The sequence below is a fragment of the Paenarthrobacter sp. 2TAF44 genome, assembly GCF_052114885.1.
Lineage (GTDB): Bacteria > Actinomycetota > Actinomycetes > Actinomycetales > Micrococcaceae > Arthrobacter.
Genome location: NZ_JBFRFP010000008.1, coordinates 49,266 through 74,922, shown reverse-complemented (window position 1 = coordinate 74,922; position 25,657 = coordinate 49,266). Strand labels below are relative to the sequence as shown.

26 protein-coding genes are annotated in these 25,657 nt (G+C 62.4%); 14 read left to right on the top strand and 12 right to left on the bottom strand.

Features of this window, described 5'->3' with window-relative positions:
- The first annotated feature begins 54 nt into the window (after nt 1–54).
- Both AB4Z15_RS09880 and AB4Z15_RS09875 read left to right on the top strand, forming a co-directional pair.
- The gene (locus AB4Z15_RS09880; protein ID WP_224164618.1) at nt 55–1,179 is read left to right on the top strand and encodes an LLM class flavin-dependent oxidoreductase; all 1,125 of its coding nucleotides are present in this window, start codon (nt 55–57) and stop codon (nt 1,177–1,179) included.
- Nucleotides 1,179–1,655, top strand: coding sequence for a MarR family winged helix-turn-helix transcriptional regulator (locus AB4Z15_RS09875; RefSeq protein WP_442017122.1), 477 nt, complete (start codon nt 1,179–1,181; stop codon nt 1,653–1,655). The genes AB4Z15_RS09880 and AB4Z15_RS09875 overlap by 1 nt, the downstream gene beginning before the upstream one ends.
- A gap of 50 nt (nt 1,656–1,705) precedes the next feature.
- Here AB4Z15_RS09875 and AB4Z15_RS09870 read toward each other — a convergent pair whose 3' ends face one another.
- Nucleotides 1,706–2,512 carry a transglutaminase-like domain-containing protein gene (locus AB4Z15_RS09870; RefSeq protein WP_442017121.1) on the bottom strand — a complete coding sequence of 269 codons (807 nt, stop codon included), beginning with the start codon at nt 2,510–2,512 and terminating at the stop codon, nt 1,706–1,708.
- Nucleotides 2,513–2,581: 69 nt separating this feature from the next.
- Entirely contained in the window at nt 2,582–3,445 is an 864-nt protein-coding gene (locus AB4Z15_RS09865) for a hypothetical protein (RefSeq protein ID WP_442017120.1), read from the bottom strand.
- A gap of 62 nt (nt 3,446–3,507) precedes the next feature.
- On the opposite strand from AB4Z15_RS09865, the gene AB4Z15_RS09860 reads away from it, so the two are divergent.
- From AB4Z15_RS09860 to AB4Z15_RS09845, 4 genes are all read left to right on the top strand, one after another.
- Nucleotides 3,508–4,182 (top strand): DUF1684 domain-containing protein, encoded by a 675-nt coding sequence (locus AB4Z15_RS09860; RefSeq protein WP_442017119.1) that lies wholly within the window; start codon nt 3,508–3,510, stop codon nt 4,180–4,182.
- Nucleotides 4,183–4,272: 90 nt separating this feature from the next.
- Nucleotides 4,273–4,875, top strand: coding sequence for a DM13 domain-containing protein (locus AB4Z15_RS09855; RefSeq protein WP_442017118.1), 603 nt, complete (start codon nt 4,273–4,275; stop codon nt 4,873–4,875).
- Nucleotides 4,876–4,900: 25 nt separating this feature from the next.
- Nucleotides 4,901–5,749, top strand: coding sequence for a fumarylacetoacetate hydrolase family protein (locus AB4Z15_RS09850; RefSeq protein ID WP_442017117.1), 849 nt, complete (start codon nt 4,901–4,903; stop codon nt 5,747–5,749).
- An 18-nt stretch (nt 5,750–5,767) separates the two neighbouring features.
- Nucleotides 5,768–6,253, top strand: a complete 486-nt coding sequence (locus tag AB4Z15_RS09845; protein WP_442017116.1) for a GtrA family protein — start codon at nt 5,768–5,770, stop codon at nt 6,251–6,253.
- A gap of 18 nt (nt 6,254–6,271) precedes the next feature.
- Here the strand turns inward: AB4Z15_RS09845 and AB4Z15_RS09840 are convergent, their stop codons facing one another.
- The 6 genes from AB4Z15_RS09840 to AB4Z15_RS09815 all read right to left on the bottom strand — a co-directional run bounded on the left by AB4Z15_RS09840 (nt 6,272) and on the right by AB4Z15_RS09815 (nt 12,763).
- Nucleotides 6,272–7,438 (bottom strand): cysteine desulfurase family protein, encoded by a 1,167-nt coding sequence (locus tag AB4Z15_RS09840; RefSeq protein WP_442017115.1) that lies wholly within the window; start codon nt 7,436–7,438, stop codon nt 6,272–6,274.
- Between the two features lie 5 nt (nt 7,439–7,443).
- Nucleotides 7,444–8,352, bottom strand: a complete 909-nt coding sequence (gene nadC, locus AB4Z15_RS09835; protein WP_442017174.1) for a carboxylating nicotinate-nucleotide diphosphorylase — start codon at nt 8,350–8,352, stop codon at nt 7,444–7,446.
- A 10-nt stretch (nt 8,353–8,362) separates the two neighbouring features.
- Nucleotides 8,363–10,108 (bottom strand): L-aspartate oxidase, encoded by a 1,746-nt coding sequence (nadB, locus tag AB4Z15_RS09830; protein WP_442017114.1) that lies wholly within the window; start codon nt 10,106–10,108, stop codon nt 8,363–8,365.
- Between the two features lie 45 nt (nt 10,109–10,153).
- On the bottom strand, nt 10,154–11,461 hold the full coding sequence (nadA, locus tag AB4Z15_RS09825) for a quinolinate synthase NadA (protein ID WP_442017113.1): 1,308 nt from the start codon (nt 11,459–11,461) through the stop codon (nt 10,154–10,156).
- Nucleotides 11,458–12,177: an NUDIX hydrolase gene (locus tag AB4Z15_RS09820; protein WP_431115590.1), complete on the bottom strand. Its 720-nt coding sequence runs from the start codon at nt 12,175–12,177 to the stop codon at nt 11,458–11,460. Before AB4Z15_RS09820 ends, nadA begins: the two co-directional genes overlap by 4 nt.
- 112 nt (nt 12,178–12,289) lie before the next feature.
- Nucleotides 12,290–12,763, bottom strand: a complete 474-nt coding sequence (locus AB4Z15_RS09815; RefSeq protein ID WP_216923913.1) for an Lrp/AsnC family transcriptional regulator — start codon at nt 12,761–12,763, stop codon at nt 12,290–12,292.
- A 176-nt stretch (nt 12,764–12,939) separates the two neighbouring features.
- Here AB4Z15_RS09815 and AB4Z15_RS09810 point away from each other — a divergent pair, with 176 nt between their 5' ends.
- The 5 genes from AB4Z15_RS09810 (at nt 12,940) to AB4Z15_RS09790 (ending at nt 17,748) form a co-directional block, all read left to right on the top strand.
- The gene (locus AB4Z15_RS09810; protein ID WP_442017112.1) at nt 12,940–14,325 is read left to right on the top strand and encodes an amino acid permease; all 1,386 of its coding nucleotides are present in this window, start codon (nt 12,940–12,942) and stop codon (nt 14,323–14,325) included.
- Between the two features lie 138 nt (nt 14,326–14,463).
- On the top strand, nt 14,464–15,516 hold the full coding sequence (locus tag AB4Z15_RS09805) for a thiamine pyrophosphate-dependent enzyme (RefSeq protein WP_442017111.1): 1,053 nt from the start codon (nt 14,464–14,466) through the stop codon (nt 15,514–15,516).
- The gene (locus tag AB4Z15_RS09800) at nt 15,509–16,594 is read left to right on the top strand and encodes an alpha-ketoacid dehydrogenase subunit beta (protein WP_442017110.1); all 1,086 of its coding nucleotides are present in this window, start codon (nt 15,509–15,511) and stop codon (nt 16,592–16,594) included. Before AB4Z15_RS09805 ends, AB4Z15_RS09800 begins: the two co-directional genes overlap by 8 nt.
- Nucleotides 16,587–16,916 carry a biotin/lipoyl-containing protein gene (locus AB4Z15_RS09795; protein WP_442017109.1) on the top strand — a complete coding sequence of 110 codons (330 nt, stop codon included), beginning with the start codon at nt 16,587–16,589 and terminating at the stop codon, nt 16,914–16,916. The genes AB4Z15_RS09800 and AB4Z15_RS09795 overlap by 8 nt, the downstream gene beginning before the upstream one ends.
- Nucleotide 16,917: 1 nt before the next feature.
- Entirely contained in the window at nt 16,918–17,748 is an 831-nt protein-coding gene (locus AB4Z15_RS09790) for an alpha/beta fold hydrolase (RefSeq protein ID WP_442017108.1), read from the top strand.
- An 18-nt stretch (nt 17,749–17,766) separates the two neighbouring features.
- On the opposite strand, the gene AB4Z15_RS09785 is transcribed toward AB4Z15_RS09790, so the two are convergent.
- Nucleotides 17,767–18,180: a MarR family transcriptional regulator gene (locus tag AB4Z15_RS09785; protein WP_442017107.1), complete on the bottom strand. Its 414-nt coding sequence runs from the start codon at nt 18,178–18,180 to the stop codon at nt 17,767–17,769.
- A 69-nt stretch (nt 18,181–18,249) separates the two neighbouring features.
- Here AB4Z15_RS09785 and AB4Z15_RS09780 point away from each other — a divergent pair, with 69 nt between their 5' ends.
- A complete protein-coding gene (locus AB4Z15_RS09780) occupies nt 18,250–18,933 on the top strand; it encodes a phosphoribosyltransferase (protein WP_442017106.1) in 684 nt (227 codons plus the stop codon).
- An 82-nt stretch (nt 18,934–19,015) separates the two neighbouring features.
- Here AB4Z15_RS09780 and AB4Z15_RS09775 read toward each other — a convergent pair whose 3' ends face one another.
- Entirely contained in the window at nt 19,016–20,350 is a 1,335-nt protein-coding gene (locus AB4Z15_RS09775) for an MFS transporter (protein WP_442017105.1), read from the bottom strand.
- 249 nt (nt 20,351–20,599) lie between these two features.
- Here AB4Z15_RS09775 and AB4Z15_RS09770 point away from each other — a divergent pair, with 249 nt between their 5' ends.
- Nucleotides 20,600–21,346, top strand: coding sequence for an IclR family transcriptional regulator (locus AB4Z15_RS09770; protein ID WP_442003884.1), 747 nt, complete (start codon nt 20,600–20,602; stop codon nt 21,344–21,346).
- A gap of 124 nt (nt 21,347–21,470) precedes the next feature.
- Here AB4Z15_RS09770 and AB4Z15_RS09765 read toward each other — a convergent pair whose 3' ends face one another.
- Nucleotides 21,471–22,946: an APC family permease gene (locus AB4Z15_RS09765; protein ID WP_442017104.1), complete on the bottom strand. Its 1,476-nt coding sequence runs from the start codon at nt 22,944–22,946 to the stop codon at nt 21,471–21,473.
- 236 nt (nt 22,947–23,182) lie between these two features.
- Between AB4Z15_RS09765 and AB4Z15_RS09760 the strand changes: the two genes are divergently transcribed.
- Complete coding sequence (locus AB4Z15_RS09760) at nt 23,183–24,196, top strand: helix-turn-helix domain-containing protein (protein WP_442017103.1); 1,014 nt, start codon at nt 23,183–23,185, stop codon at nt 24,194–24,196.
- Here AB4Z15_RS09760 and AB4Z15_RS09755 read toward each other — a convergent pair whose 3' ends face one another.
- The gene (locus tag AB4Z15_RS09755; protein WP_442017102.1) at nt 24,197–25,615 is read right to left on the bottom strand and encodes an MFS transporter; all 1,419 of its coding nucleotides are present in this window, start codon (nt 25,613–25,615) and stop codon (nt 24,197–24,199) included.
- Nucleotides 25,616–25,657 lie beyond the last annotated feature (42 nt).

Sequence of the window (25,657 nt, the reverse complement as noted above, 5' to 3'; positions counted from 1 at the left end):
TTGAGATACACTGTTTACAGAGCCCGGGACCACGGGCAGGGAGAAAGGCACATCATGCAGATCGGCGTATTCAGCGTCAGTGACATCACCACTGACCCCACCACGGGCCGTACGCCCACGGAGAACGAACGCATCAAGGCCTCCGTTGCCATTGCCAAAAAGGTCGAAGAAATCGGCATGGATGTCTACGCCATTGGCGAGCACCACAACCGCCCCTTCTTCTCCTCCTCCCCAACGACCACCCTGGCTTATATCGCGGCCCAGACCGAGCGCATCACGTTGTCCACGGCCACAACCCTGATCACCACCAATGACCCGGTCAAGATCGCCGAGGACTTTGCGATGCTGCAGCATCTCTCCGATGGCAGGGTTGACTTGGTGCTTGGGCGCGGCAACACGGCGCCTGTATACCCTTGGTTCGGAAAGAACATCCAGGACGGGATCGAGCTCGCGATCGAAAACTACAGCCTGCTCCGCAAGCTGTGGGATGAGGATACGGTCAATTGGTCGGGCAAGTTCCGCACCCCCCTGCAGAACTTCACCTCTACACCGCGCCCGCTCGACGGCGTTGCCCCCTTCGTCTGGCACGGCTCCATCCGCACGCCGCAGATCGCCGAAGTAGCTGCCTACTATGGTGACGGCTTCTTCGCCAACAACATCTTCTGGCCCAAGGAGCACTACCAGCAGTTGATTGGCCTGTACCGCGAGCGCTACGAGCACTATGGGCACGGCACGGCCGACCAAGCAATCGTGGGCCTTGGTGGACAGTTCTTCATGAGGAAGAACTCCCAGGACGCCGTCAAGGAGTTCCGCCCATACTTCGACAACGCACCGGTGTACGGTCACGGTCCTTCCTTGGAGGACTTCACGTCACAGACACCCCTGACCGTGGGCAGTCCGCAGGAAGTCATCGAGAAGACGCTCACCTTCCGTGAATTCTTTGGCGACTACCAGCGGCAGTTGTTCCTGATCGATCACGCGGGTCTGCCTCTGAAGACCGTCCTGGAGCAGCTTGACCTCTTCGGCGAAGAAGTCCTTCCCGTGCTCCGCAAGGAATATGCTGCCCTGAAGCCGGCCAACGTGCCGGACGCGCCGACGCACGCTTCGCGCGTTGCTGCGGCCATGGAGGCCAGCGTCAACGAGTCCGCTCCAGCTGGAGCCCCGGGTCAGGAGGCCTGATGTCCAACCCTTCGGCGTCCTCCGCCGTTCGCCTCGCCGCCGAGACCTGGGAGTCGCTGTTCCGCTCCCAGGTGGCGGTGATGCGGAAACTTCAATCAGGTCCGGCGTTCAAGTCCCTGCCGGTCAAGGAGTATGACGTCCTGTTTACACTCTCGCGATGCCCTTCCGGCCAGCTGCGGTTGAACGAGATCAATGACAAAGTGCTGCTGAGCCAGTCCAGCCTGAGCCGTTTGGTGGACAGGCTGGAGAAGCGCGGTTTGGTGGAGCGGACAACAGCGCCCGACGACGGCCGTGGAGTACTGCTGTCCCTGACAGAATCAGGCAGCGAGTTGCAGAAAACGATTGGTCGGGAACACGTGCGCGATATTGCCCAACTCGTTGGGCCGGCGCTTACAGTCGAGGAGCAGCGGGAACTGTTGCGGCTGACGGAGAAGCTACGGGCCTCAGTGGCAGGACACCAGGCAACGCACAGGTAGGGGTGCCGCTCCCCGTCGTCTCAGGGGCGGTCATCTCAGGGCACGTCATCTCAGTGCAGGCGGACGAGGTGCCGTGGATCCTCCACAGGGAGCTCGCCGTTGACTGATGCGCTGACCTTGAGGGTCTTCAGCGACAGGCTCCCACCCACCGTGGACAAGAATGCTGTATCTGAAGAATCCCGTCCTGCCGTGATGCGAAGCATGGACTCGCGCGGCGCCAGCCCAGTCGGATCAATGATGTGCCATCCATCATCTATGTAGGCCTCTGCCACAGCGTGGAAGTCCATGGGACTCAAACCGGGTGCGTACACAGCTGCGAGGCGGGCCGGCACATCCTTGGCCCTCAAGAGGGCAATGGCCAAGTGTGCGAAGTCACGGCAAACACCGCGGCGGTGGAGGAGCGTCTCCACCGCACCGTCGGTTCCTCGCGAGGATCCACTGACGTAGCGCAGCTCTCCATTGACCCAATCACGGACAGCGTGGAGCAGTTCGGCCCCGCTAAGGCTGCCGAACTCGGCATAAGAGGTGGGCAGCAACCGATCAGATTCGGCGTAGCGGCTCGGCCGGACGTACCGGATGAGTTCCATGGGAGAGGGTGTGTCGCGGTCTGCGAAGCCATGGACCGTGGCTTGGTAGTCAACAGTCACTTCGCTGGGCTCCGTGAATTCCATGTATTGGAAGCGGCCCCCGTGATGGTCGCTGAGTTCAGCAAAGGGAATCTCGTTCCCATCAAGAGTGATGGAGAGTGTTTCCGTTACTGACTCGTACCCCGGATTGTTGGCCACGGCGATGGCCATTGCCACTTTCGTGTTGGCTACAGACTTGAAAACGAGCTTGGCAGCAACGTTGCGTTCCATTAATCTCCGGGGTGGGTTGCGGCGGGACAGCCCCGATGCCGCCGTTATATGGATCAGCCAACCGCAGGACTACAGATTGACCTTCAGAGACAGTAGCATCCGTTGGACGTTGGCGAATTCAGAATCATGGGCGACGTACTTCGCGGCCAGGTCCAAGGTGTCAAAAGTCTTTGCCGGGGCTACTTTTTCATCGGCGACGAAGGCATGGACCGCTGTAACATCCCCGAAAGAGTAGTCGCCCTTGCCGGAAGGTCCCTGAACGCGGTTCCTTAGTTCGCAAGCCTGGCCGTCGACGCCAGCCACCATGTTGGTGATGCCGAAGGAACCGAAGAATTTGTAGCCTTGGATCACGCGGAAAACGACGCGGGGATCGATGGTGTCCGGACCATCGGAGTGCGGAACATCCAATGGCGCACTGCTGATAACTATGTAGGGATGGCTTTGGCCAGCGGGGCAAGCGATAGGCCCTGCAGGAGGCAGTCCTGTCTGCAGGGTCGCGATGTATCGGCCCCCGCCATCTTTGACTTCGACCTTCAGGGCACCCGGAAGTGAGCCGGCTTCAGCCGTGACAGACTGGGCAATCCAATTCTCCGGGAGTTCGAAGCTGACCTTTTTGGCGGGATCCGTGTAGGTCTTCCAGGTCAATGCCGTGGCTGCCGGGCTGGGGTCCGAGGTGGATGCAGCAGTTGAACCGGGTGTCGCGGACGGCGTGCTGGAGACGGCGTCTCGTGACGGCGTCGTACTTTCTGATCCGGAGCCCTGGGACGGGAGGCCTGATTCGGAACTGTTTGGATGGGAACCGGAGGTCTGGGAAACCTGTGGGCCCTTGTTCTCAGTGGAACAGGCCGCGGTGGCCGTGAGCAGGATGACACTCAGTGCCACTGTGCTGAGCCGAAGCGTCGTCGTACGGTTCGGATGGGTGGTGCCGTTCATGCGCACAGCTTATCGGCGGGTAAGGCCCGACACGGGATTTGACGTCGTACTAGGCTGAAGACATGGCTCCCGATCAGCACGACGCATTCGAGGACAACATGCCCAACATGTCCGCTGTTGATATTGCGGATTGGCGGTTGCGGACCTTCGCCCTCTATGACCAAGTGCGGCAGCTCGCAGCTACAGATCCGTTCGATGCACACAACTATTGGCGCCAGGAGCGGGACCGGATGTTTGCCACCCATCCCGCGTCGGCTCTGACAGCAGAGATGAAAGCATCCTTCGCCGGGTTGCGCACGGCCGACTATGACCCCGCCTTCCGGATGTACGTTCCGCTGTCACCGGAGGGGACGGGACAGGAAATGAATGTTGAAACAGGGACCGACGGCGTAGTTCCGTTTGTGAGGATTGGAACCTTTGAGTTGCCTGGACTCGGATCCTTGGCCGTTTGGCGGCTGCGAAGCTACGGCGGCGGCATCTTCGTGCCTTTGCGCGACGCTACCGCCGGCAAAGCCGGTGGAAGCTACGGCGCCGGAAGATACCTTTTGGACACAGTGAAGGGCGCCTACCACGGTGTTCGGCGCATCGATGAACGGCAGGAGTTCATCGTGGACCTAAACTTCGCCTACAACCCGTCTTGCGCCTACAACGAAGCCTGGGCGTGCCCCTTAGCCGGACCGGCCAACCGACTCGCAGCCGAGGTACCAGTGGGTGAGCTGTATTTAGGAGACGGCTAACGCCAATTGGGCGAGGGGCCCGGCGCAGCGTCACGGAACCGTAAGTTCTGGAGCGCCCTCGGACAGACCGTAAAAGCCTAGCCTTGGAGCATGAACAGAATCGGCGGGATGATCCGTGCTCACAGGATCCTTGCCACCACGGTCGGCGCAACGGTCGTGTTCCTGGTCATCGTTGCCGCCGCCCTGTTCCAGCCTTGGCGGCTGTTTACGAGCAGCAGCGTGAACGAGGCCCTGCCGCTGGCTCCTCCCGCATCAACGTCGGCGTCCCCTTCGACTGCACCGACTACCGATTCACAGGGCAACGGCTCGCTTTCCCCCAACACGTCAGCCTCAGCGCCAGCAGGCAACACCGATCCTGTGGTGCTGGGCTTCGGCAATTTCCAATCCCAGGAGCATCAGACTTCTGGTACTGCACAGCTCCTGGAACTGCCCGATGGCTCCCGTGTGCTGAGGTTGGAAAACCTGGCCAGCAGCGATGGTCCGGACGTCAAGGTCTGGCTCAGCAGCCTTGAGGCAGGAGGCGATTGGTACAAGTATCGCTCGGATCGGTATGTGGACCTCGGCCCCGTCAAAGCCACGCACGGCAACCAGAACTATGTCATCCCCGCCGCCGTGGACCTCTCCGGCCTGCAATCGGTAGTGCTCTGGTGTGACCGTTTCAGCGTAGCTTTTGGATCGGCGCAGCTTGCCTGATGGCAGGAGGACGTAGGATGTCATCATGACTTCCCGCCTCCCCCGTCGCATCGCCCGCGTCCGCCCCCTGGATTCACAGGACCTGAACGAACAATTCTTCGTTTCCAACGACGCCCGGGACTTCGAATCGGAGGCGGGGAAGCGCTGGATTGTCATCGATTCGCCCTTCGGGGCATCAAGGGCAAACGCGAGTAGCCCGTCGCGCCATGGTTGGGAATCAGGGATTGGAGTGACTGAGGATGCTTTCACTTTCCTCGCGCCTTCAGTGCCTGCCAACGTCTTTGGTATGGCCCACAACACAGGGCAAGCCGGCAGGGACCTTCAACCACAGGCATTTCACAAGGCCGCGTCCAGCGTGATTGGTCCGGGGGAGGCGATCGAGCTGAGTTCGAACGTCGGTCATGTGGACCCGGAAGCGGAACTGACGGTCGTCGTCGGACGTACAGCGCGAGGCCTGACGCTGGAAACGGCGGGGTCGGCAATCCTCGGCTACACCATCGGGAACGATGTCTCTGCACGCGACCTCCAAAAGACCGACGAACTCTGGATCAGCGCCAAGAGCCAAGACACCTTTACGCCTGCGGGTCCCTGGATCGTCACCGAACTGGACGCCACAGATCTTTCCATCGGGATCGTCCACAACGGCACCGCGCTCAAAACCGCCAGCTCCGCGGACCTCGGCTGGAAAGTGGACGAGATCTTGGTCTACCTGTCCTCGTTCATGACCCTGCATCCCGGCGACCTGATTCTGACTGGCTTCCCCGCCGAGTGCGCACGCATTCAGCCAGGTGACACTGTGGTGTGCCGGGTGGAAGGAATTGGGGAGCTCTCCAACCCCGTCACGAAGGCTTCCTGGGAGGTCCTGCCCGCATAGTGTGTCAGGCTTAACCACATGGAGACAGCCGCAGACGCCACCGAACTGCGGCCGCCTCCCTTACAAAAGCCTCCCAGGAAGAGGCATCGCGGCCTCCTCAAGTACCCCGTGGTCCGGCAACTGCTTCGCTTCACCGGCGTCGGAATTCTCTGCACGGCGATTTCGCTTGCCCTCTACGCGCTGCTGCGTCCCTGGATCGACCCGCAGCTTGCCAACGCCGTGGCGTTGATCGTCACGTCGCTCATGAATACAGCACTGAACCGCAGGTTGACGTTCAAGATCAGCGGCAGCAGGAAACGCGGCCAGGACCACATGCATGGGTTGATTGTGATTGGCATTGCGCTGGTCATCACTGGAGGGAGTCTGGGCATCCTGCATCTCATCCACCCCGACGCTACCGTGAGTGAAGAACTCTGGACCACGACGCTCTCGGGCTTCGTCGCCACAGGCGTCCGGTTCACCCTGTTGAGGCACTGGATTTTCCGCCGCGCCCGCCACGTGTGACTAGGCGGCAACGTGTGACTAGTTGGGTTGGGGAGACGCCAGGTTCCGGACACGCCCGACGGCGGTTTCCACGGCTCCAGCAGCTTGCTCCAGTTCGGCTTCGGTGACATTTGAGGCGAAGCTGAAGCGGACGGCCGTCTGGGCTATCTCCGGGGCAATGCCCAACGCCACCAGCACCGGTGACGGCGCATCAGATCCGGCAGCACAGGCGGAGCCGCTGGAGCAGACCACGCCGAGGCGTTCCAGCTCAAGCAGGACTGATTCGCCGCTGGTTCCAGGGAAGCAGAACGATGCGATCGATGGCAGCCTCTGGCTTCGATGCCCTGTCAACAGGGCGCCTGGGACGGTTTGGAGGATGTGCGAGACGAACCGCTCCCGCAACTCAGAAACCCGCGAGGCCAGCTCCGGCTGCTCGCCAACGCTCAAAGTCAGGGCGGTGGACAACGCCACGGCCCCGGCTACATTCTCTGTTCCGGACCTCTTTCCCCGCTCCTGGCCTCCACCATGAACCAACGGCTCAACGCGCATCCGGCCCTTCGTGAACAAGACTCCGGATCCCTTGGGCGCGCCGAGCTTGTGCCCGGAAATGCTCAGCGCATCTACGCCCAGGGCCTTGACATCCAAGCTCAACCAACCGGCGGCTTGGACAGCGTCAGTGTGGAAGGGGATGCCAAACCCATGTGCTACGGCAGCAAGGTCCGCGACGGGCTGGACAGTACCAATCTCATTGTTCGCATACATGATGCTCACCATGGCTGTGTCCGGCCGAAGAACAGCTCGGAGCGCGTCCACTGTGACCACTCCGTCCCGGTCCACCGGCACCACGTCCACGCTGACGCCATGCACGCGTTCCAGGTAGCGGGCGGATTCTTCCACAGCCGGATGCTCGATGGCGCTTATCACTACCCGCTTCAGCGAGGGATCCGCTGCCTGCCGCGCGAGTGCGATTCCCTTGACGGCCAGGTTGTCCGCCTCTGTTCCACCCGACGTGAAGGTCACCTCACCCGCGCGGCAATTAAGCACCTTCGCGACGGCGGATCTCGCCCCTGCGAGCGCTGTGGCCGCCGCTTCACCCAGGCTGTGGTGGCTGGATGGGTTGCCAAACTCGCCGCTGAGGTAGGGCCACATGGCTTCGAGTACCTCGCGCCGGACCGGCGTGGTGGCTGCAGCGTCCAGGAAGATCATGGAAGTCAGACTGCTTTCAGCGCTGCATCCATGCGCGGCTCTGCGTCGGTTCGCAGCTCAATATCCAGCCCGAGATCCAGTGCCGAAACACTGTGCGTGAGCCCGCCGATCGAGATGACGTCCACGCCCGTTGCCGCGATCTCTGCCACGGTGTGAACGTTGACGTTGCCGCTGGCTTCCACGTTGGCCCGTCCATCTACCTGCTTGACGCCTGCCCGCAGTTCATCAATAGAGAAGTTGTCCAGCATGATCGTGTCCACTCCCGCGGCCAGCACGGGTTCGATCTGATCTGCGCGGTCAACCTCAACTTCAAAGTGCGTGGTGTGTCCCAGCTGGGCTTTGGCGGCTACGAGCAGTTCGGTCAGTTTTGCAGGGTCTCCGCCAGTCATGACAGCCAGGTGGTTGTCCTTTGCCAGCACAGCGTCCGAGAGGCTGTAGCGGTGGTTCGCTCCCCCGCCGCAGCGCACGGCATAGCGTTCCAGCACCCGCAAGCCGGGCGTTGTTTTACGGGTGTCCGTGATCCGGGCGCGCGTTCCTTCAACGAGCCTGACGAACTCTGCCGTCTTCGTGGCAATGGCGCTCATCCGCTGCACCAGGTTGAGTCCGACCCGTTCCGCCAGCAATACCGAGCGTGCGCTGCCGGTGACGCGGGCGAGGTGGGTGCCCGCGTCGAACGTTGCACCGTCGGCCAGCAGCAGCTGGACGTCCGTGTCCGGGTCGACGAGCTTCATGGCATCCCGGAACACGGTTCCACCGCTGAACACGCCCGGGACGCGGGCATTCAGGACCGCTGTGGCACGCGCCCCGGCGGGGATCAGCAGCTGTGAGGTGATGTCGCCGCTGGGCGCGTCCTCCGCGAAGGCCCTTTCCAGGATGTCTCGCACGGGCGCCGCGGGAAGGGTCAGATTGGTCATGGAGATCAGGTCAGTCATTGACGAGGCTCGCTTTCCGGCTCATGGTGTAACGCTTGTCAAAATCGTCGACGGCGGCTGGTTCCCTCACGCCGTCGCTGCGGTAGTGGGCCCCAAGCGACTCCCGCCGCCCCCGCGCCGCCCGGACCAACAGCTGCGCCGCAAGCAACAAATTGGAGTCCTCATGCACTCGAACATCAAGGGAATCAGGAACACTCAGAGGCAGATCATCGCTCTCCCCCGCCCAATTCCCAAGCTCGGCCTCGGCTTCAGCCAACAGCACCCCGGTCCGCAGGACCCCGGCCTTGGCAGTCATCAACCGGCGAAGTGCCTGCCGCGAAAACCCGCCTGGAAGTGCTGTCGCTGGGGCGGTTGCGTTGAAAAGGCCGCTGCGATAGTCGTCTGGCGGGGTCCCGGCAGCGTGCGTAAAAGCGAGGCCGCCCGCGGCCGAGTTAGCACGCAGAGGGACTCCGTTAGGCGACCCACCGCGGTCCCCAGCCAGGAAGGCAGAAACAGCCCGCCGCCCGAACACGAGCCCTTCGAGCAAAGAGTTGCTCGCCAGCCGATTAGCCCCTTGAACCCCGGTGCAGGCAACTTCGCCAGCGGCCAACAACCCAGGAACAGAGGTCCGGCCGTAAAGGTCGGTCACCACCCCACCCATCCAGTAATGCGCCGCTGGAGCGACGGGCACAGGCTCACGGCTCCAGTCAAAGCCGGCTTGGCGGGTGCGTTCGCTGATGGTGGGGAAGCGCTTCTCAAGGAAGCCCTTCCCCCGCTGTTCCTCGATCACGGTCGCATCGAGGAACACGTGACCGTTGGGGTCACCGAGTGCTGCAAGGTGCAGGGCTATGCTCCGGGAGACGACGTCCCTGGGGGCGAGCTCGCCGTCCGGGTGGTAATCGGCCATGAACCGGCGTCCAGTGGCGTCCACGAGAATGGCGCCTTCGCCGCGGACTGCCTCGGAGATGAGCAGGGGGTCAGTGTTGCCTTCGGCTTCGAGGGCATCCCCTGTACGGACCATGCACGTGGGGTGGAACTGGAAAAATTCGAGGTCGGCCACTGCGGCGCCGGCCCGCCATGCCAAGGCGAGCCCGTCTGCTGTGGCGACTGCCGGATTGGTCGTTTGTGCGAACAGTTGACCGGCCCCTCCTGTTGCGAGGAGCACGGCGTCGGCGTAGTAGCCAAGTTCCCTGCCGTCATGGAGGAAGTTGACGCCCACCACGCGACCGTCGCTCCGGGACAGTGAAGTCACCTGCGCATGCCCGATCACCTGGATTCTTCCAGCCGCCTGGAAGTCCAGCACGGTCTTGATCAGGGCGGCCGCAACACGGGCACCTGTGGCGTCGCCCCCGGCGTGGAGGATACGCGGGGCAGAGTGGGCGGCTTCGAGGCCCAAGGAGGGATCGCCGTCGTCGTCAAGGTCGAAACGGACGCCGAAGCGCTCAAGTCCCGCAATGTCCATCCGGGCCTCGGTGCACAGCACCCGCACGGCTTCCTCGTCGCAGTGGCCCGCGCCGGCATTGAGGGTATCGGCAATGTGGGCAGCAACGGTGTCCCCCGGAGCTGGCTCGTCCAGAACGGCCGAGATGCCGCCCTGGGCCAAGTATGTATTGCTGTCCGCGAGCGCGCCCTTGGTGAGCAGCACCACTTCGGCTCCGGCTTCGGCGGCCAGCAGGGCTGAGTACAGCCCCGCTATGCCACTTCCGACGACGATCAGCCGCTTGGGCTGGTGCCCTTCAGCGAGGCTTCCTGAGGTCATGTGAGGCTCGATTCGGATCGTCCGGAGAACCGGTGTGGGTAACGGTTAGGCAGGCTTTGCGGCCAGCATGCGCTCCAGCGCAATTTTGGCGTTGTCCTGTACGGCGTCATCCACAGTGATGCGGTTGACGATGCGTCCTTCGACGAGTTCCTCAAGCACCCAGGCAAGGTAACCCGGGTGTATGCGGTACATGGTGGAGCAGGGGCAGATCACCGGGTCCAGGCAGAAGATGGTGTGCTGTGGGTTTTCCGCGGCGAGCCGGTTCACCATGTTGATTTCGGTACCGATGGCGAAGGTGGTTGGTTCGGTGGCCGCAGCGATGGCCTTCTTGATGAAGTCGGTGGACCCGGCAGAATCGGCAGCGTCCACAACTTCCATGGGGCATTCTGGGTGCACGATCACGTTGACGCCGGGGAAGTCGAGCCGGGCTTTTTCGATCTGGCCCACGTTGAAGCGCTTGTGCACCGAGCAGAAGCCGTGCCAGAGGATCACGCGGGAGTCCAGCAACGTCTGTTCGTCGTTGCCGCCCAGTTCCTTGCGCGGGTTCCACATAGGCATCTGCTCCAGGGGGACGCCCAACGCCTTGGCGGTGTTGCGGCCCAGGTGCTGGTCGGGGAAGAACAAGACACGCTGCCCGCGCTCGAAGGCCCATTCCAGGACCACCTTGGCGTTGGAGGACGTGCAGACAATTCCGCCGTTGCGGCCACAGAAGGCCTTCAGCGCAGCGGAGGAGTTCATGTACGTGACGGGAATGACCGGGACCCGGCCGTGGGCATCGGTGTCCGTGCCGAAGATTTCTTCGAGCTGTTCCCAGCATTCCTCTACGGAGTCCTCATCGGCCATGTCTGCCATGGAGCAGCCGGCCGCCAGGTTGGGCAGGATGACTGCCTGTTCGGGTGTGGAGAGGATATCCGCCGTCTCTGCCATGAAGTGGACGCCGCAGAAGATGATGGCTTCGGCGTCGGGCTTGGTCAGTGCAGCATTTGCTAGCTGGAAAGAGTCACCCACGAAGTCGGCGTACTGGATGACTTCGTCACGCTGGTAGAAGTGCCCCAGGATCACGGCGCGGTCCCCGAGCGTCTTTTTCGCAGCCAGGATACGGGCATCCAGTTCGGCATCCGTCGCCCGCTTGTACTCGTCCGGGAGCTGTCCCTGGCGTGGCGTCTCCTTGGGAGCGACATCGCTGCTGGAGGCTCCCGGCCCGTAGGCGGGGGCACCGGCAAGAGCCTCGGCAAGGTCATACTCCCAGGGCCCTTTGGCCAGGGCCGGGCTGCAGGTGGATCCCGCGCGGGAAAGGCCCTTCTCGGCTTCCTCACGTGTGATCAGCTGGACGGCAGTGTTGACGCTGCTCATGGTGTACTCCTGTTATCTGGCCCGAGACCGGGCGTGCCGGTGAAGCGGTAGAGGCGTGGCGGACGGTGTTTTCCGCCCTGCAGGTATTCACCGGTTTCTTCAATGTCCGGTGTGGCTTTGATATGGCGGCGGAAGTTTGCCGGATCCAGTTGGCGGTCCAGCACGGCTTCATAGACTTCACGGACCTGCGCGAGGGTGAAGAACTCACCCAGCAGGTGGTAGGCGATGGAACCGTAGGCCATCTTGTTGCGCAGGCGCCAGAGTGCGTAGTCCACAATCGCGTTGTGGTCGAAGGCGAGTTCGCCGAGCCTGTCCGCCCGGAACCACCGGACATTTTCCGATTCGTCCGCGAGGGCGGCTTCGGTTGGCTGGACGAGTGCCCAGTAGACGATCGATACGACGCGCTGGCTGGGCGAACGATGCAGACCGCCGAAGGCGTAGAGCTGCTCCAGGTACTGCGGTGCCAGCCCCGTGGTTTCGCGGAGGTTGCGCGAGGCGGCGTCCTGGAGGGATTCATCGTGGGCCAAGGGTCCGCCGGGAAGGGCCCACAGATCCTTGTAGGGCTCGCGGATCCTTCGTACAAGCGGCAGCCAGAGTGTGGGGCGGCCGGATGTTTCGCTGGGACGGAGGGCGAAAATCACCGTTGAAATGGCCAACGACGGCGGCGCCAAGCGGCGTTCAGCAACGTTCGCTGAGATCGGGTTCACGGCGTTCACCTCGCTTCGTCGCCGCCTGGAGATCTTCCTCCACGCACTGGAATCTTAGTTAAAGTCATATTGACTAGAACTAATGGTACGACTTCGCAGCCTCTTGGCAAAATGCCCTGCGTCACACTGACTTGGCGGCAGCTTCCATCAGTGGCAGGGTCCGGCCCTGGATGTGGCTGTTGAGCACAATGACGGACGAGCAACGCACCACGGATTTGGTGGCGATCATCGCGTCCAGGACCCGCTGCATATCAGGATTTGAACGCGCTGCGATGCGAACCATCAGATCGGAATTTCCCGTCACGGTGTGCACTTCAATGATCTCCGGGATGGCGCTAAGGCTCTGGATAATGGCGTCGTGACCGATCTCCTGGGTAATGGTGACCGAACAGAACGCCACTACGGGGAACCCGAAGTTGGCCGGATCCGGTTGTGGGACCCAGGAGCCGATCACTCCGTTTTCGATCATTCGGTCAATCCGGGACTGCACCGTAGCCCTGGCAACCCTCAGCACGCGGGACGCCTCCAACACAGAGGACCTCGGCGAATCCGTGAAAAAACGTACAATTTTTGCATCAAGCGCATCGACCAGCATCAAAGTTCCTGTCCCCGGGGATTCTTACCCATCACATCGCCACAGCAAAAAGTGATGTATCTTACAAACTGCGAGAATTATTCCACGGCTCTTGCTGCGTCGTCGACGCCCAGCTTGCTCAGCCCAAGAGGCAAGCTCGCTACACCGAGTATGAAATCCATAGAAGGTAGACACGTATGACAACGAAGTCCATCGCGGCTCCTGCCCAAACATCCGGCCTTGGCCATTCACTCAAGCCACGCCAACTCACCATGATGGGGCTTGGGAGCGCCATCGGAGCAGGCCTCTTCCTCGGCTCCGGCGCAGGCATCCAGGCCGCCGGCCCGGCGGTCCTGATCTCCTACCTCGTGGCGGGAACCCTGATCATCCTGGTCATGTGGGCCTTGGGCGAGATGGCCGCGGCAAATCCCAACAGCGGAGCATTCTCCGTCTACGCCGAAAAAGCCATGGGCAAGACCGCTGGCGGCACCATTGGCTGGCTCTGGTGGCTTCAACTGGTGGTGGTCATCGCAGCCGAAGCACTTGGCGCGGCAGGCCTGCTCTTCACCGTGTGGCCAGTGATTCCGGTGTGGGTGCTCGCCCTGGTGTTCATGGTGGCATTCACGGGCATCAACCTCGTGGGCGTCCGCAACTTTGGCGAGTTCGAATTCTGGTTCGCGATTCTGAAAGTCGCGGCAATCGTCATCTTCCTCCTCATCGGCGCCGCCCTGCTGTTCGGCTGGCTGCCCAACGTTGCCTCGCCGGGCCTCTCGGCCTTCGGGGACTTCGCCCCCAACGGAATCGGCGGCATCGCGGCTGCTTTGTTCGTGGTGATCTTCGCGTTCGGTGGAACGGAAATCGTCAGCGTCGCCGCCGCTGAAACCGAGAACCCCGCACACAGCGTCGGCAAGGCCATCCGGACTGTGGTTTGGCGCATCCTGGTCTTCTACATCGGCTCCGTTTTCGTCATCGCAGCAGCTCTTCCCGTTGGTTCAGAAGGACTGAAGTCCCCGTTCGCGGGAGTACTGGACCTTGCGGGTATCCCTGGTGCCGGCACCGCCATCACCCTGGTGGCCGTAGTTGCCCTGCTTTCCGCCCTGAACGCCAACTTGTACGGCGCTTCAAGGATGATCTTCTCCCTCTCAGAGCGCGGCGAGGCTCCGGGCTTCCTGTCCAAGCTGAGCGACTCCAAGGTGCCGGTGGCCGCCGTCGGGATTTCCGTTGCTTTCGGCTTCATCGCAACCGTCCTGGAACTGCTCTTCCCCGAGCACGTACTGCCGGCGCTCCTGAACCTCGTGGGCTCCACGTGCCTGGTGGTGTGGGGCACAGCTTTGGTCTCCCAGTTCATCCTGCGCCGCAGGGCCGACCGCGAGGGAACCGAATTGCCGCTGCGCATGAAGGGCTTCCCGGTCCTCACGGTCGTTGGAATCGTCCTGCTGGGCATCATCCTCGTGGTGGGCTTTGCCAACCCTGAGAGCGCCGGCCAGCTGATCGGTACGTTCATCCTGATCCTGGTTATCGCCGCTGGATGCTTCCTCAACGCCAAGTCGAAGGCCGGTAAGCAGCCACTGCATACCAAGTAGCCGCCTGCTTATTGAAACCAAGAGGTCCTGCGCAGTTTGTTTTGCGCAGGACCTCTTTCCGTATCCAAATTGTACAAAGTGTTTCGTCGAAACTTAGCTGATTGCGCACGCCCCTCGCTGGTGACTAGGGTCACAGCCATGACTACCAAACCCGTGCTCGGCGCCGTCGATGAGGATGCGGCTCCGCTTACGCACGAACAACTGCGTGAGCTCTACTCCCTGATGGCCTCCGTCCGTCACCTGGACACCGCGGCCGTTGCCTGGCAGCGCCAAGGCATCATTCCCGGCTATGCGCCCCAGCTGGGCCAGGAAGCCGCGCAGGTAGGCAGCGGATATGCCGTTGACCGGACCCGCGACTTCGTGTTCCCCACATATCGCGAGATGGGCGTGGCCCGGGCCATGGGCCTGGACATGGTGGGCTATATGTCCACGCACAAAGCCACGTGGCATGGCGGAATGTACAACCCGCTGGAATCCCGCTTCGCCCCCATCCAGGCCGTTGTGGCCGGATCGGTATTGCATGCTGTTGGCTGGGCCCACGGCCAAACCCTCTCCGGAAAGCCCGACGGCGAACGCGGCGTTGCCATGACATACTTCGGCGACGGCGCATCCTCCCAGGGCGATGTCCACGAGGCCATGAACTTTGCTGCTGTGATGAAGGCGCCAGTGGTCTTCTTCATCCAGAACAACGGCTGGGCAATCTCCGTGCCCACAGAGCGCCAGGTTGCCGGCGGCTCAGTCGCTGCGCGCGCAGCCGGATACGGGATTCCTTCGCTGCAAGTGGACGGCAACGACGTCGTCGCAGTCCATGAGGCCACGCGTTCGGCTTTTGCCCATTGCCGCGCCGGTAACGGTCCTGTCGTCATTGAAGCCATGACCTACCGCCGCGGGCCCCACTCCACGGCGGACGACCCCGGGCGTTACCGCAGCCTGGAAGAGGAACGGCTCAGTGCGGGCGAGGATCCCCTTGAGCGCTTCAAGCAGCGCCTCCTCGACGACGGCATTGCGGATGACGCATTCTTCGCCCTGGCACAGCAGCAGGCCCAGGAGGAAGAGGAAGCCATCCGCGGCGGCATCGAAGCACTTGGGCCCCGTCCCGGTGCCGAGATGTTCAGCCTCGTCTTCCAGGAACCAACGCCCAACCTTCAATCCCAGGCCACTGCATGGCGCAAGGAGTCCGAACATGTCTGAGACAGCCACGGTACTATCGTTCGCTCCCGGGTCAGTCACGATGGACACCGAACCCGTGCTGCACCTTTCCATGCAGCAGGCCCTGAACCGCGCGCTTGACGAGATTCTGGCCGACAATCCCAAAACGATCATCTTCGGCGAGGACTGCGGCCGCTTGGGCGGCGTGTTCCGGATTACCGACGGCTTGCAGGCCAAGCACGGTGAAGAACGGGTCTTCGACACCCCGCTGGCCGAGTCTGCCATCCTGGGCATGTCGGTAGGACTGGCCATGGCAGGCTTCCATCCCATCCCCGAAGTACAGTTCGATGGCTTCGCCTACCCGGCCATCAACCAGATCGTGTGCCAAATCGCCCGGATGAACTACCGCAGCCGTGGCACACTCCCGATGCCAATCACGCTCAGGGTTCCCAGCTTCGGCGGAATCCGCGCTCCGGAACACCACGGCGAAAGCCTTGAAGCGCTGTTTGCGCACGTTCCCGGGCTGAAGGTGGTTTCGCCCTCCAACCCACACGACGCCTATCACCTCCTCAAGTACGCTGCCACGCGGCCGGATCCTGTCATCTTCATGGAACCGAAATCCCGCTACTGGCAGAAGGGTCCGGTGGACTTCAGCACTGCGACTCCGGGTCAAGCACCTCAGGATCAAGAAACGCCCGACGGCGGCAGCCTCACCGGTGCGCGGGTTGCGCGGGAAGGCGGTCACCTGACACTCGTCGCGTGGGGCGCCATGGTTGCACGGTGTCTTCAGGTTGCCGAACTCGCAGCGGAAGATGGCATCGACGTCGAAGTCCTGGACCTGCGTTGGCTGAAACCAATCGACGCCGAAGCTCTGGCGAAGTCCGTGGGAAAGACGCGGCGCGCCGTCGTCGTCCACGAAGCTCCCTTGACTTCAGGCCTCGGCGCCGAGGTCGCCCAACTGATCACGCAGCATTGCTTCCAAACGCTGAAGGCGCCCGTGGAGCGCGTGACCGGATTCGACGTGCCTTATCCCTCCGGTGATCTGGAGGACGAATACATTCCCAACATCGACCGCATCCTCTTTGGGATCCAACGCGTACTGGAGTACCGCCGTGGCTGAAATTTCCTTCCCGCTCCCGGATCTGGGCGAGGGCCTCATCGAAGCGACCGTCCTGGATTGGCTCGTATCACCGGGTCAGCAGGTGGAGCGCAACCAGCCAATTGTGGAGCTGGAAACCAGCAAGTCCGCACTCGAATTGCCCAGCCCGCAGGCGGGTAAAGTGGTGCGTATTCACGGGGCGCCGGGCGAGACCATCAACGTCGGCGAACCGCTGATTGTGTTCGAGGTTCCGGACGACACCGCCGGGATCGTGGGCACTGTTCCGAAGGACGAAGCACCCAAGCGCCGGGTCCGCCTGAGCGCCGTACTCGATGAGGACTGACATGATGACCGGCAGGCACACCGTGGAACAGCACAGGCACACAGTGGAGGGCACAGACCCCGAATTGTTCGTGGAAGTCCATGAGCCGGCCACCGACGCCGGCCTCCGCCCCATCCTGCTGATCCATGGCTTTTCGTCCTCGAGCAAACTGAACTGGGCCGACAGCGGCTGGATCACCACCCTCCAGGAGGCTGGCCGCCGGGTGATTACGGTGGACCTTCCCGGCCACGGTCAGAGCCACTCCCCCGAGGATCTGGACTCGTACACGCCCAGCCGGATCCGTGCGGACCTCCTCCAGATTGTCACGGACGCCGGGGCGCGTCCGTTGCGCGACGGCGATCCTTCCACGGGACTGGACATCGTGGGCTACTCCTTGGGATCCCGGTTGGCTTGGGAGTTCGCCGCAACCCAGCCGGACCTGGTTCACCGGATCGTCCTGGGCGGACCGAGTTCAGCAGATCCGTTGGCAGCCTTCGACCTCGTCGCAGCACAGCGGCACTTGGCCGATGGCACACCCATTGAGGACCAGTCCACCGCCGGGTTGCTGAAGATGGCACAGTTGCTGCCCAGCAATGACCTGTTTGCCATGCTGTCGCTCATCGAGGCCATCAAGGGTGAACCGTTCGATCCTGCCGAGGCTGCACCGCACGTACCTATCCTCTTGGTTGCCGGCGAAAAAGATGATCGTGCGGCCACCATGCCGGAACTTGCGCACCTCGCCGGCAAGCGGGGGGCGCTGGTAGAGACCCTCGTGGTCCCGGGACGCACCCACACGAACGTAATCACAAGCAGGGCTTTCAAGGACGCTGCCATCGAATTCCTTGGCGTGTAGCGATGTGCGCCAGCGGCGCTAACGGCTCAACCGCTCCGCGTTAAGGCTCATTCGCTCCAGGACGCTCAATGCCATGGCATATTCATCGATTCCTATGCCCATGGAAAGGTCCTGGCGGGCGGCTTCCACATAGCGGAGGGCCTCGTGGTATTTCTCCCGGCCGAGCTCGCTGAGCGCCAGGCGGTCATCAATCATGGTGATCATGCCCCTGCCCACCAACGAGGCAAGCTCACGCTCCCGCAGTCGTGTGTCATCGCCCCAGAACGGGCGCAGGATCTCATCCAGCTCATCAGGACGAACCGTTCCCTCGGCCAGAGTGCCCAGGGCCTGCCACTGGCGGCGGCTCAGCTTGACCCGGGCCAGCGTGGCATCGAGTTGGAGTTCCAGGGCGGCGTCGAGCCTCTTGATCCAATATCCAATGGGCTTGTTCACAAGCCCATGCTTCCAGCGGATGCCTTAACCGGCAAGCTTTGAACGGTAGGCTGGAAGCAGCCAAATTACGTGGAAGTGGGGCAAATGGGCATGCGTTTCAAGGACCGGGCGGAAGCCGGGCGGCGCCTGGCCGAAGGACTCCCCCAGTTCAGGGAACGGCCGGACACGATCGTCCTTGGCCTCGCCCGCGGAGGTGTCCCCCTGGCCGTGGCCGCCGCCTCGGCGTTATATCTGCCCTTTGGTACCATCTTGGTCCGCAAACTGGGGATACCCGGGCGCGAGGAGACTGCCTATGGCGCATTGGCGTGGTGCCAGGGAGACGTCGTCCGCATCGTCAACAAGCCGCTCAAGGAACATGTCCTCGCCCAAGGCATCAGCCAAGCCGCGTTGGATGCAGTCGAAGCACATGAACGCGCCGAACTGCTTCGGCGCGCAAGGCAATACCCAGGAATCGAGAACGACCTTCGAGGTATGACTGTCATTCTGGTGGACGATGGCCTTGCCACCGGAGCCACCATGCGTGCTGCCGTGGAGGCCGTGCGGGCATCGGGTGCCCGAACAGTGGTCGCCGCCGTGCCCGTGGCTTCGCTGGAAGCCGCAACATCCTTGGCACGGGTCTGCGACTTCATGATGTCACTGCACACGCCGGGTAAATTTCATGCTGTTGGCTCGTTTTACGAGCGTTTTGAACAGTTGACGGACGCCGACGTCGTGGCGCAGCTCGACGGCGCTGAGGCTCCGAGGGCGAAATAGCGGTTAACGCCCGAGGCGGGCCCGGTGTCACAACCGCGCCCGCCCGGCGAATCAATTTATTACGGATGGATCTGTCGCTGGCCTAGTGGTGAACGCTGAAGCCGAGGGGACGGCCCTTGGTTTCCTTGGCAAGAATCACGCCCACGGCTGAGATGATGCACAGGCCCATGATGTACAGGCCGACTGATCCGGACCACTTGGTGGCGTCCAACAAAGCCTGGGCAATCAACGGGGCGAAGGCACCTCCGAGAATGGCACCCAAGGCGTAGCCGATGGAGATTCCCGAGTAGCGGACGTTTGCGGGGAACATCTCGGCGTACATGGCTGACATGGGCCCATAGGACAAGCCAAGCCCAATGGTGAGGACGAACAAAGCTGTTCCGTAGAGCACGATGTCCCTGGAATCGATCAAAGCAAACATGGGGATCATCCACGCGAACACCAGGCCGTAACCGAGCAGGAAGGTCTTTACGCGGCCAATCTTGTCCGAAAGCCAGCCTCCCACCATAGTGAAGATGAGCCACCCGAAGGAAGCAACCGTGGTGGCGAGGAGGATCTGCGGCGCCGGCATCTTCAGCGACTTGGTGGCATAGGAGATAAAGAAGGCGATCAACAGGTAGCCTGCGGCGTTGTTGGCGATGAAGATAAGTGCCGCGAGGATTACCTCCTTCTTGTTGTTCCGGAACAGCTCACTCAGGGGCGCCTTGCTTTCCGCCTTGCGCTGCGCGATCTCCTTGAAGACCGGGCTTTCCCCGACTGCGCGGCGGATGAGGTAGCCCACCACGATCAGGACCACGGAGAGCAGGAACGGCACCCGCCAACCCCAGGCGGCAAAGTCTTCCTTCGACATGCCCGACTGCAGGAAGAACAGGAGACCGGTTGCCAGGATCATGCCGATGGGCACGCCGATCTGCGGGTATGCGCCGAAGAGTCCGCGCTTGGTGATCGGAGCGTGCTCCACAGCCATCAGAGCGGCACCACCCCACTCGCCACCGGCCGAGAAGCCCTGGACCACCCGCAGGGTGATCAGCAGAATGGGAGCCCAAAGCCCGATTGTCCCGTAGGTAGGCAGCACGCCGATCAGGGCGGTCGCCGCCCCCATCATGACAAGTGTCATGACCAGGACTGCCTTGCGTCCCAACCTGTCGCCGAGGTGGCCGGCAACAAAGGCCCCCAGTGGCCGGAAGAGAAAGCTGATGCCGATGGTGGCGAAGGACAGAATTTGCGCCACTCCTGGATTCGATTTTTCCAGCGGAGTCAGGAACAGCGGCGACAACAGCGTTGCCGTGAGCTGGGCAAAGATGAAGAAGTCGTACCACTCGATTGTGGTGCCAACCAGGGTTCCTGCCAGGACCCGGCGCTCTTCGCGCTTACTGCTTGGGCCCGACGCAGAGTCGACTGTGGAGGTTGCGGTCATTGGAACTCCAGGGGTGAGGGTGACTGGTCGGCGCGTGACGTGCATTAACCGACAGAACGGTCAGTTAGGAAATCGTACTACATGCAGTGACCCAGCACACAGCATTTGCATCGGCACAACGAGGAGTGTGAGGCATCGAGATCCACTCTGTTCCATAGTTGAATAGCCGATTCGTATATGGAACGATATCTTGGTGAGACGCGCAACACAAGAGTTGTCCGCCCCCGCGCCTTCAGGCGCCAACATAGGATGGTTCGCATGAGTCCCCGCAGCGACGTCAAAAGTCCGCAGGAAGCAGCAAGCCAGGCCCCGCCGTCGCAAACCCTTTCACGGGGAATCCGCGCACTTGAGATCCTGGCCGAAGCCGAACGCCCGCTCAGCATTGCCGAACTCGCCGAGGCACTGGGGGTGCACCGCTCCGTTGCCTACCGCATCCTCCGAACGCTGGAGGACCACTCGCTGCTGATCAGGGACGATTCAGGCCGCGTCCAGCCGGGCCCCGGACTGGCGGTGCTGGCACGTGGCGTCTCGCGCAACCTGCAAACAGCTGCTCTGCCCGAGCTCACCCAACTGGCGAACACCCTGCACATGACCGCATTCCTGGCTGTTTGGGACCATCAGGAATGCGTTACGTTGGTCACCGTGGAACCGCGCCACTCGGGCGCCGCACTCGCCCAACATCCGGGAAGCCGCCACCCCATCGGCATTGGCGCACCCGGTATCGCCATCCAATCGACCATGACCGAGGACCGCTGGCACCAAGTAGGAGCAGGTATCCCCTACCGCGCCGAAGCGCACGAAGCCCGGCGCGCCGGCTACGCCACCAGCCACGACGAAGTCATCGCTGGATTGTCATCGATCGCCGCTCCCATCCATGTCCCGGGCGGAAGGCCGGCCGCTATCGCCGTCGTCTATATCCGCCTCGACCAGGACGCTGACGCCGTAGGTAAGGAGTTGGCTGCGAGCGCTATGCGGATCGAGAGCCAGTTGGCCTGAATCGCGGGAACCCCATACTCAACACGAAGAAAGCCCCGGCACCCGCCGGGGCTTTCTTTCGTGCAGTGCTTCCGCGTTCGAGGCGGCTTCAGTCTTCCGAAGCAGTCTCAGTCTTCCGAAGGTCTCAGTCTTCCGTGCCGTGGCCGATCCGGGCGTAGAGCCCGGGCTGCGAGCGCCGCAGGCGCAGCCCCCACGCGATTCCCACGAGCCCCGGCAGCAGTACCACGAGCGGCAGGACGAAAGTTGCCGCCGTCGATTCCGTCTGGCCGAGAAGGACGTCGAAGTTGGCCAGGATGAGCACAAACACTATCGCCAGGAGCACGGAGCCAAGACCAGGCGCCACAACCCGTACCCAGAGGCTGGCACCATGCTGCTTCCGGCGGAAGAAGCCAATCACGGCGACGGACACTACGGTCATGAGGAGGACCAGCCCCATGGCGCCGCTGTTGGTCAGCCAGGTAAACATGGTCAGCACGGGATACAGTTCACCAAGCTCAGAGCCCGATCCCGCGATGGCGAAGGCAACAGTCACGACGACGGCAATCACCGTTTGCGCCAGCGACCCCGCGAAGGGAGCTCCACTCCCTCTGCGGACAGCTGCGAAGAACGGCGGGATGACGCGCTCCCGGCCGAGCGAGAAGAAGTATCGCGCCACAGCGTTGTGGAAGCTGACCAAGGCAGCGAAAAGGCTGGTCACGAACAGGATCTGCGCTATATCGCTCAAGAGCATGCCTCCGTTGGTACCCAGGAAGGCGAAGATCATGTCCGGACCACTGTTGGTGGCTGTTTCGATGACTGCGGATGGGCCTGCGCCTACGGTCATCGCCCAGGCTGAGGCGGCATAGAAGAGGGCGATGATGGCAACCGCTGCGAACGTGGCGCGGGCAACAGTGCGCTTGGGGTCTTTTGACTCTTCCCCATAGATGGCTGCGGATTCAAAACCCATGAAAGCGGCGATTCCGAAGGAAAGGACTGCGCCGATTCCGGGGACGAACAGGCTTTCGGGGCTGAAGGAGGCTGCAGAGACTCCTTCGGGTGCCACGGCAAGGCTGATGAGGTCATAGGCGATGACCACCAGGAATTCCAGGGCCACCAGGACACCCAGCACCTTTGCCGAGAGATCCACCCGGTTAACGCCCAACCAGCCGACAATCGCAATGCAGACCAGCACTGGGATCCACCAGGGAACACTGATGCCCAGCCTTGCCGAGAGCAGTGAGGAAACGGTGAAGCCGAAGAGCCCATAAATGCCTACCTGCATAAGGTTGTAGGCCATCAAGGCGACCAGCGAGGCTCCCACACCCGCCGGCCTTGAAATGCCTTGGGCAATGTAGGCGTAGAAGGCACCGGCGTTGGTGACGTAACGGCTCATTGCCGCGTACCCGACCGCGAAGAGTGCCAGGATCCCGCCGAGAATCAAGAACGAAAGCGGGACACCTGTTACCCCTGTGACAGCGAAAGTGGTGGTCACCCCGCCCGCAAGGACGGTCAGCGGCGCGGAAGCCGCGATAATCATGAAGGTCACGGCCGGGACGCCCAGACGCCTCCTGGTGTCTGCGGCCCCAGCTATCTTGCCCTTGACGGGGTTATCCACGCTCATAGTGTGCTCCTGCCTCGGTGCCGGACGGAGATTGCGCGGCACGGTGTCGGTCATTCCGCAATCTTCCTCCGCCGGGGCGCTGCGTGACTTGTCTCACACGGCAAGGTGTTTGTCGGTGCACGCAAGCACAGCCCGCGTAAAGTCCTCCGGTGTAGAATCGTGGGCAAGCTCACGTCCGCGCTGGTGGCATTCTGTACCGGCGCCATCAGGTACGGCGGGCATTGAAAGGGAATTTGATGACCGTCGCGGCTGATACCGGCCCCGCAACCGTGCACACAGTGGTGGCGGATTCGTTCCAGGAATGGAGCCGCGCCATCTCAGCATCCTTCGTGCCGTTACTGGCCAAAGCCCCTGAACACGCCAAAGGCGCTCCCTTCCACGGGACCATGCGGGCCCGGGTCCTGGGTCAAATTTCGGTGGTCGAAATAACGGCTGGTCCCCATACGGTCCTGCGAACGCCTGAGCTGATCGCCAAGTCCACCGGACGCTTCTTCAAGCTCAGCATCCAGCTCTCCGGCTCTGGCCGCCTGGTTCAGGACGAACGCGAAGCGGTGCTCGGTCCCGGGGACCTCGCCATCTACGACACCTCCCGCCCTTACCAATTAACGTTCGACGACGACTTCCGCACTTTGGTGCTGATGTTCCCGCACGTCCTCCTCGACTTACCGGCCGAAGCCATGGGCCACGTGACAGCCCTGCGGATTCCAGGCGACGAAGGTCTCGGCGAACTCATCAGCCCTTTCCTGGTAAGACTGGCCGATAACCTCGAAGCCCTTTCAGGGGCGAACGGCCTCCGCCTTGTCCATAACGCATTGGACCTGGTCACTACCCTGTTCAACGGGGAACTGGACCAGCTCATCGAGACAGGCCGCGATCCCCACCTCCTCCTGCTGGGTCGGATCCATGACTACATCGAGGCCAATCTGGGTGACCCCGAGCTTTCCCCGGGAACCATAGCCGCCGCCCACTACGTCTCCACACGGCACTTGCACGATCTTTTCCAGGAGATCGGCACCACTGTGGCAGCGTCCATCCGGCAGCGCAGGCTCGAACGCTGCAGGCGCGACCTCCTGGACCCCGTCCTGGCAGACCGGCCCGTCACCGCCATTGCGGCGCGATGGGGATTCACTGACGCAGCCCACTTCAGCCGGATCTTCCGGGCTGCATTCGGCAACTCCCCCACCGGCTACCGCAACAGCCACTTGAGGGAACCTTCGCCGGGAACCAAAGGGCCGACGTCGGGCATTTGACTACGCCTGAGGTCGACGCTTCATGACCAGATAAGTCAGAACTCCCAGCACCAACAAGCCCGCTGCGGCAGCCATGGATACGACGAAGGCTGCACTGGGACCCTGGGTCTGCGCCAACTGCCCTGCAAGGTAGGAACCGAGCGCCGTGCCTGCCACGATCCCACTGGCCAAGGCTGTCATCACCGTAGCCATGCGGCCAGCAGGGGCCACCACGCCACCGATGCTGAACACCGTGACCATGACCGGCCCCACCGGGATTCCCAGCAACAGCAGCACGAACACCATGGGCCAGATGCCAGCCGGAACCAACAGCAGCAAGGCGAACAATGACATCGCAAGGGCCGCAGCAACCCACCGGGCGGCAAGACTAAAGCGCTGCGACCAGAACGCAACGGACAGCGCCGCCACCGCGGAGCTCAAACCCATCACGGAGTAGAGGAGACCAGCAATTTCCGCAGTAGCGTACTGGGCAGAAAAGGCGCTCAGGGCATTCTGCGTAGCACCAAAAAAAGTGCCCATGCACACCATTGCCACAACCGGCACAGCCACGACCGCGCCCGACCAGCGGCTCCCCCGCTTTGCTGCGGGTTCACTGGAACTACCCACGACGGCGGCAGCAGCCTTACGCGGTGCCGGCACCACGGCCTGCTGGCTGGGGTGGGCGGCGAAGGCGGGTACAAGCGTTATAGTCATGATCGCTGCCAAGGCGAGGGGCAGCCAAGGAGCAATGAGGCTGGCCAGGATTCCAACCAAGGCAGGTCCGAGCACGAAAGTAACCTCGTCAGCAGTGCCCTCATAGGAAAGCGCTGTGTCCAGATCGGCACGGCTGGCCGCGACGCTTCGGCCTCCGCTCCTTGCCACTGATGATTCTGCTGCAGGAATCTCTTCCGTGGAAACAGTGGCCTTGTGGACTGATGACAGATTCCGGGTGGTCAGCGCCATCCAGCGAACACGGGCCATGGGGCCGACCTGCGGGCAGCTCGCCCCGGCGAGGAAGCCTGTGATGAGGACGCCCGTAGCGTCGAGCACGGAGACATAATTTGGCGTCACGTAGGCGGCGGCGAGAAGGCCGAGGACGGCCAGGGTGTTAACAACTGCGGCGACAAGCAAAACGATGCGTTGGCCGGCGCGATCGGCCAGCGAGCCGAGGACGGGTGCTCCGACGGCCGAACCGATACCCACTGCTCCGGCGGCCATCCCACCGATTGCGTAGGAATGACTCACCGCTGTGACCAGGGTCAGTGTACCCACCGTAAGCATTGCCAACGGGAGTCGTGCGAAGAGGCCGAGGGGCAGGAACCCCGGCCCGGCGAGCTCAGGCAGCCGCGCGAACCTCCCCGGCAGGCAGGATCGATGCGTGGACGAGGTGGTGGTCAATTGCGAAGGCAGTGGCTTGGAGGCCAAAGAAGATTTTTCCATTGTTCCGGGTTCGCTAAAGTCTGCGCATCGTCCCTCCTCCCG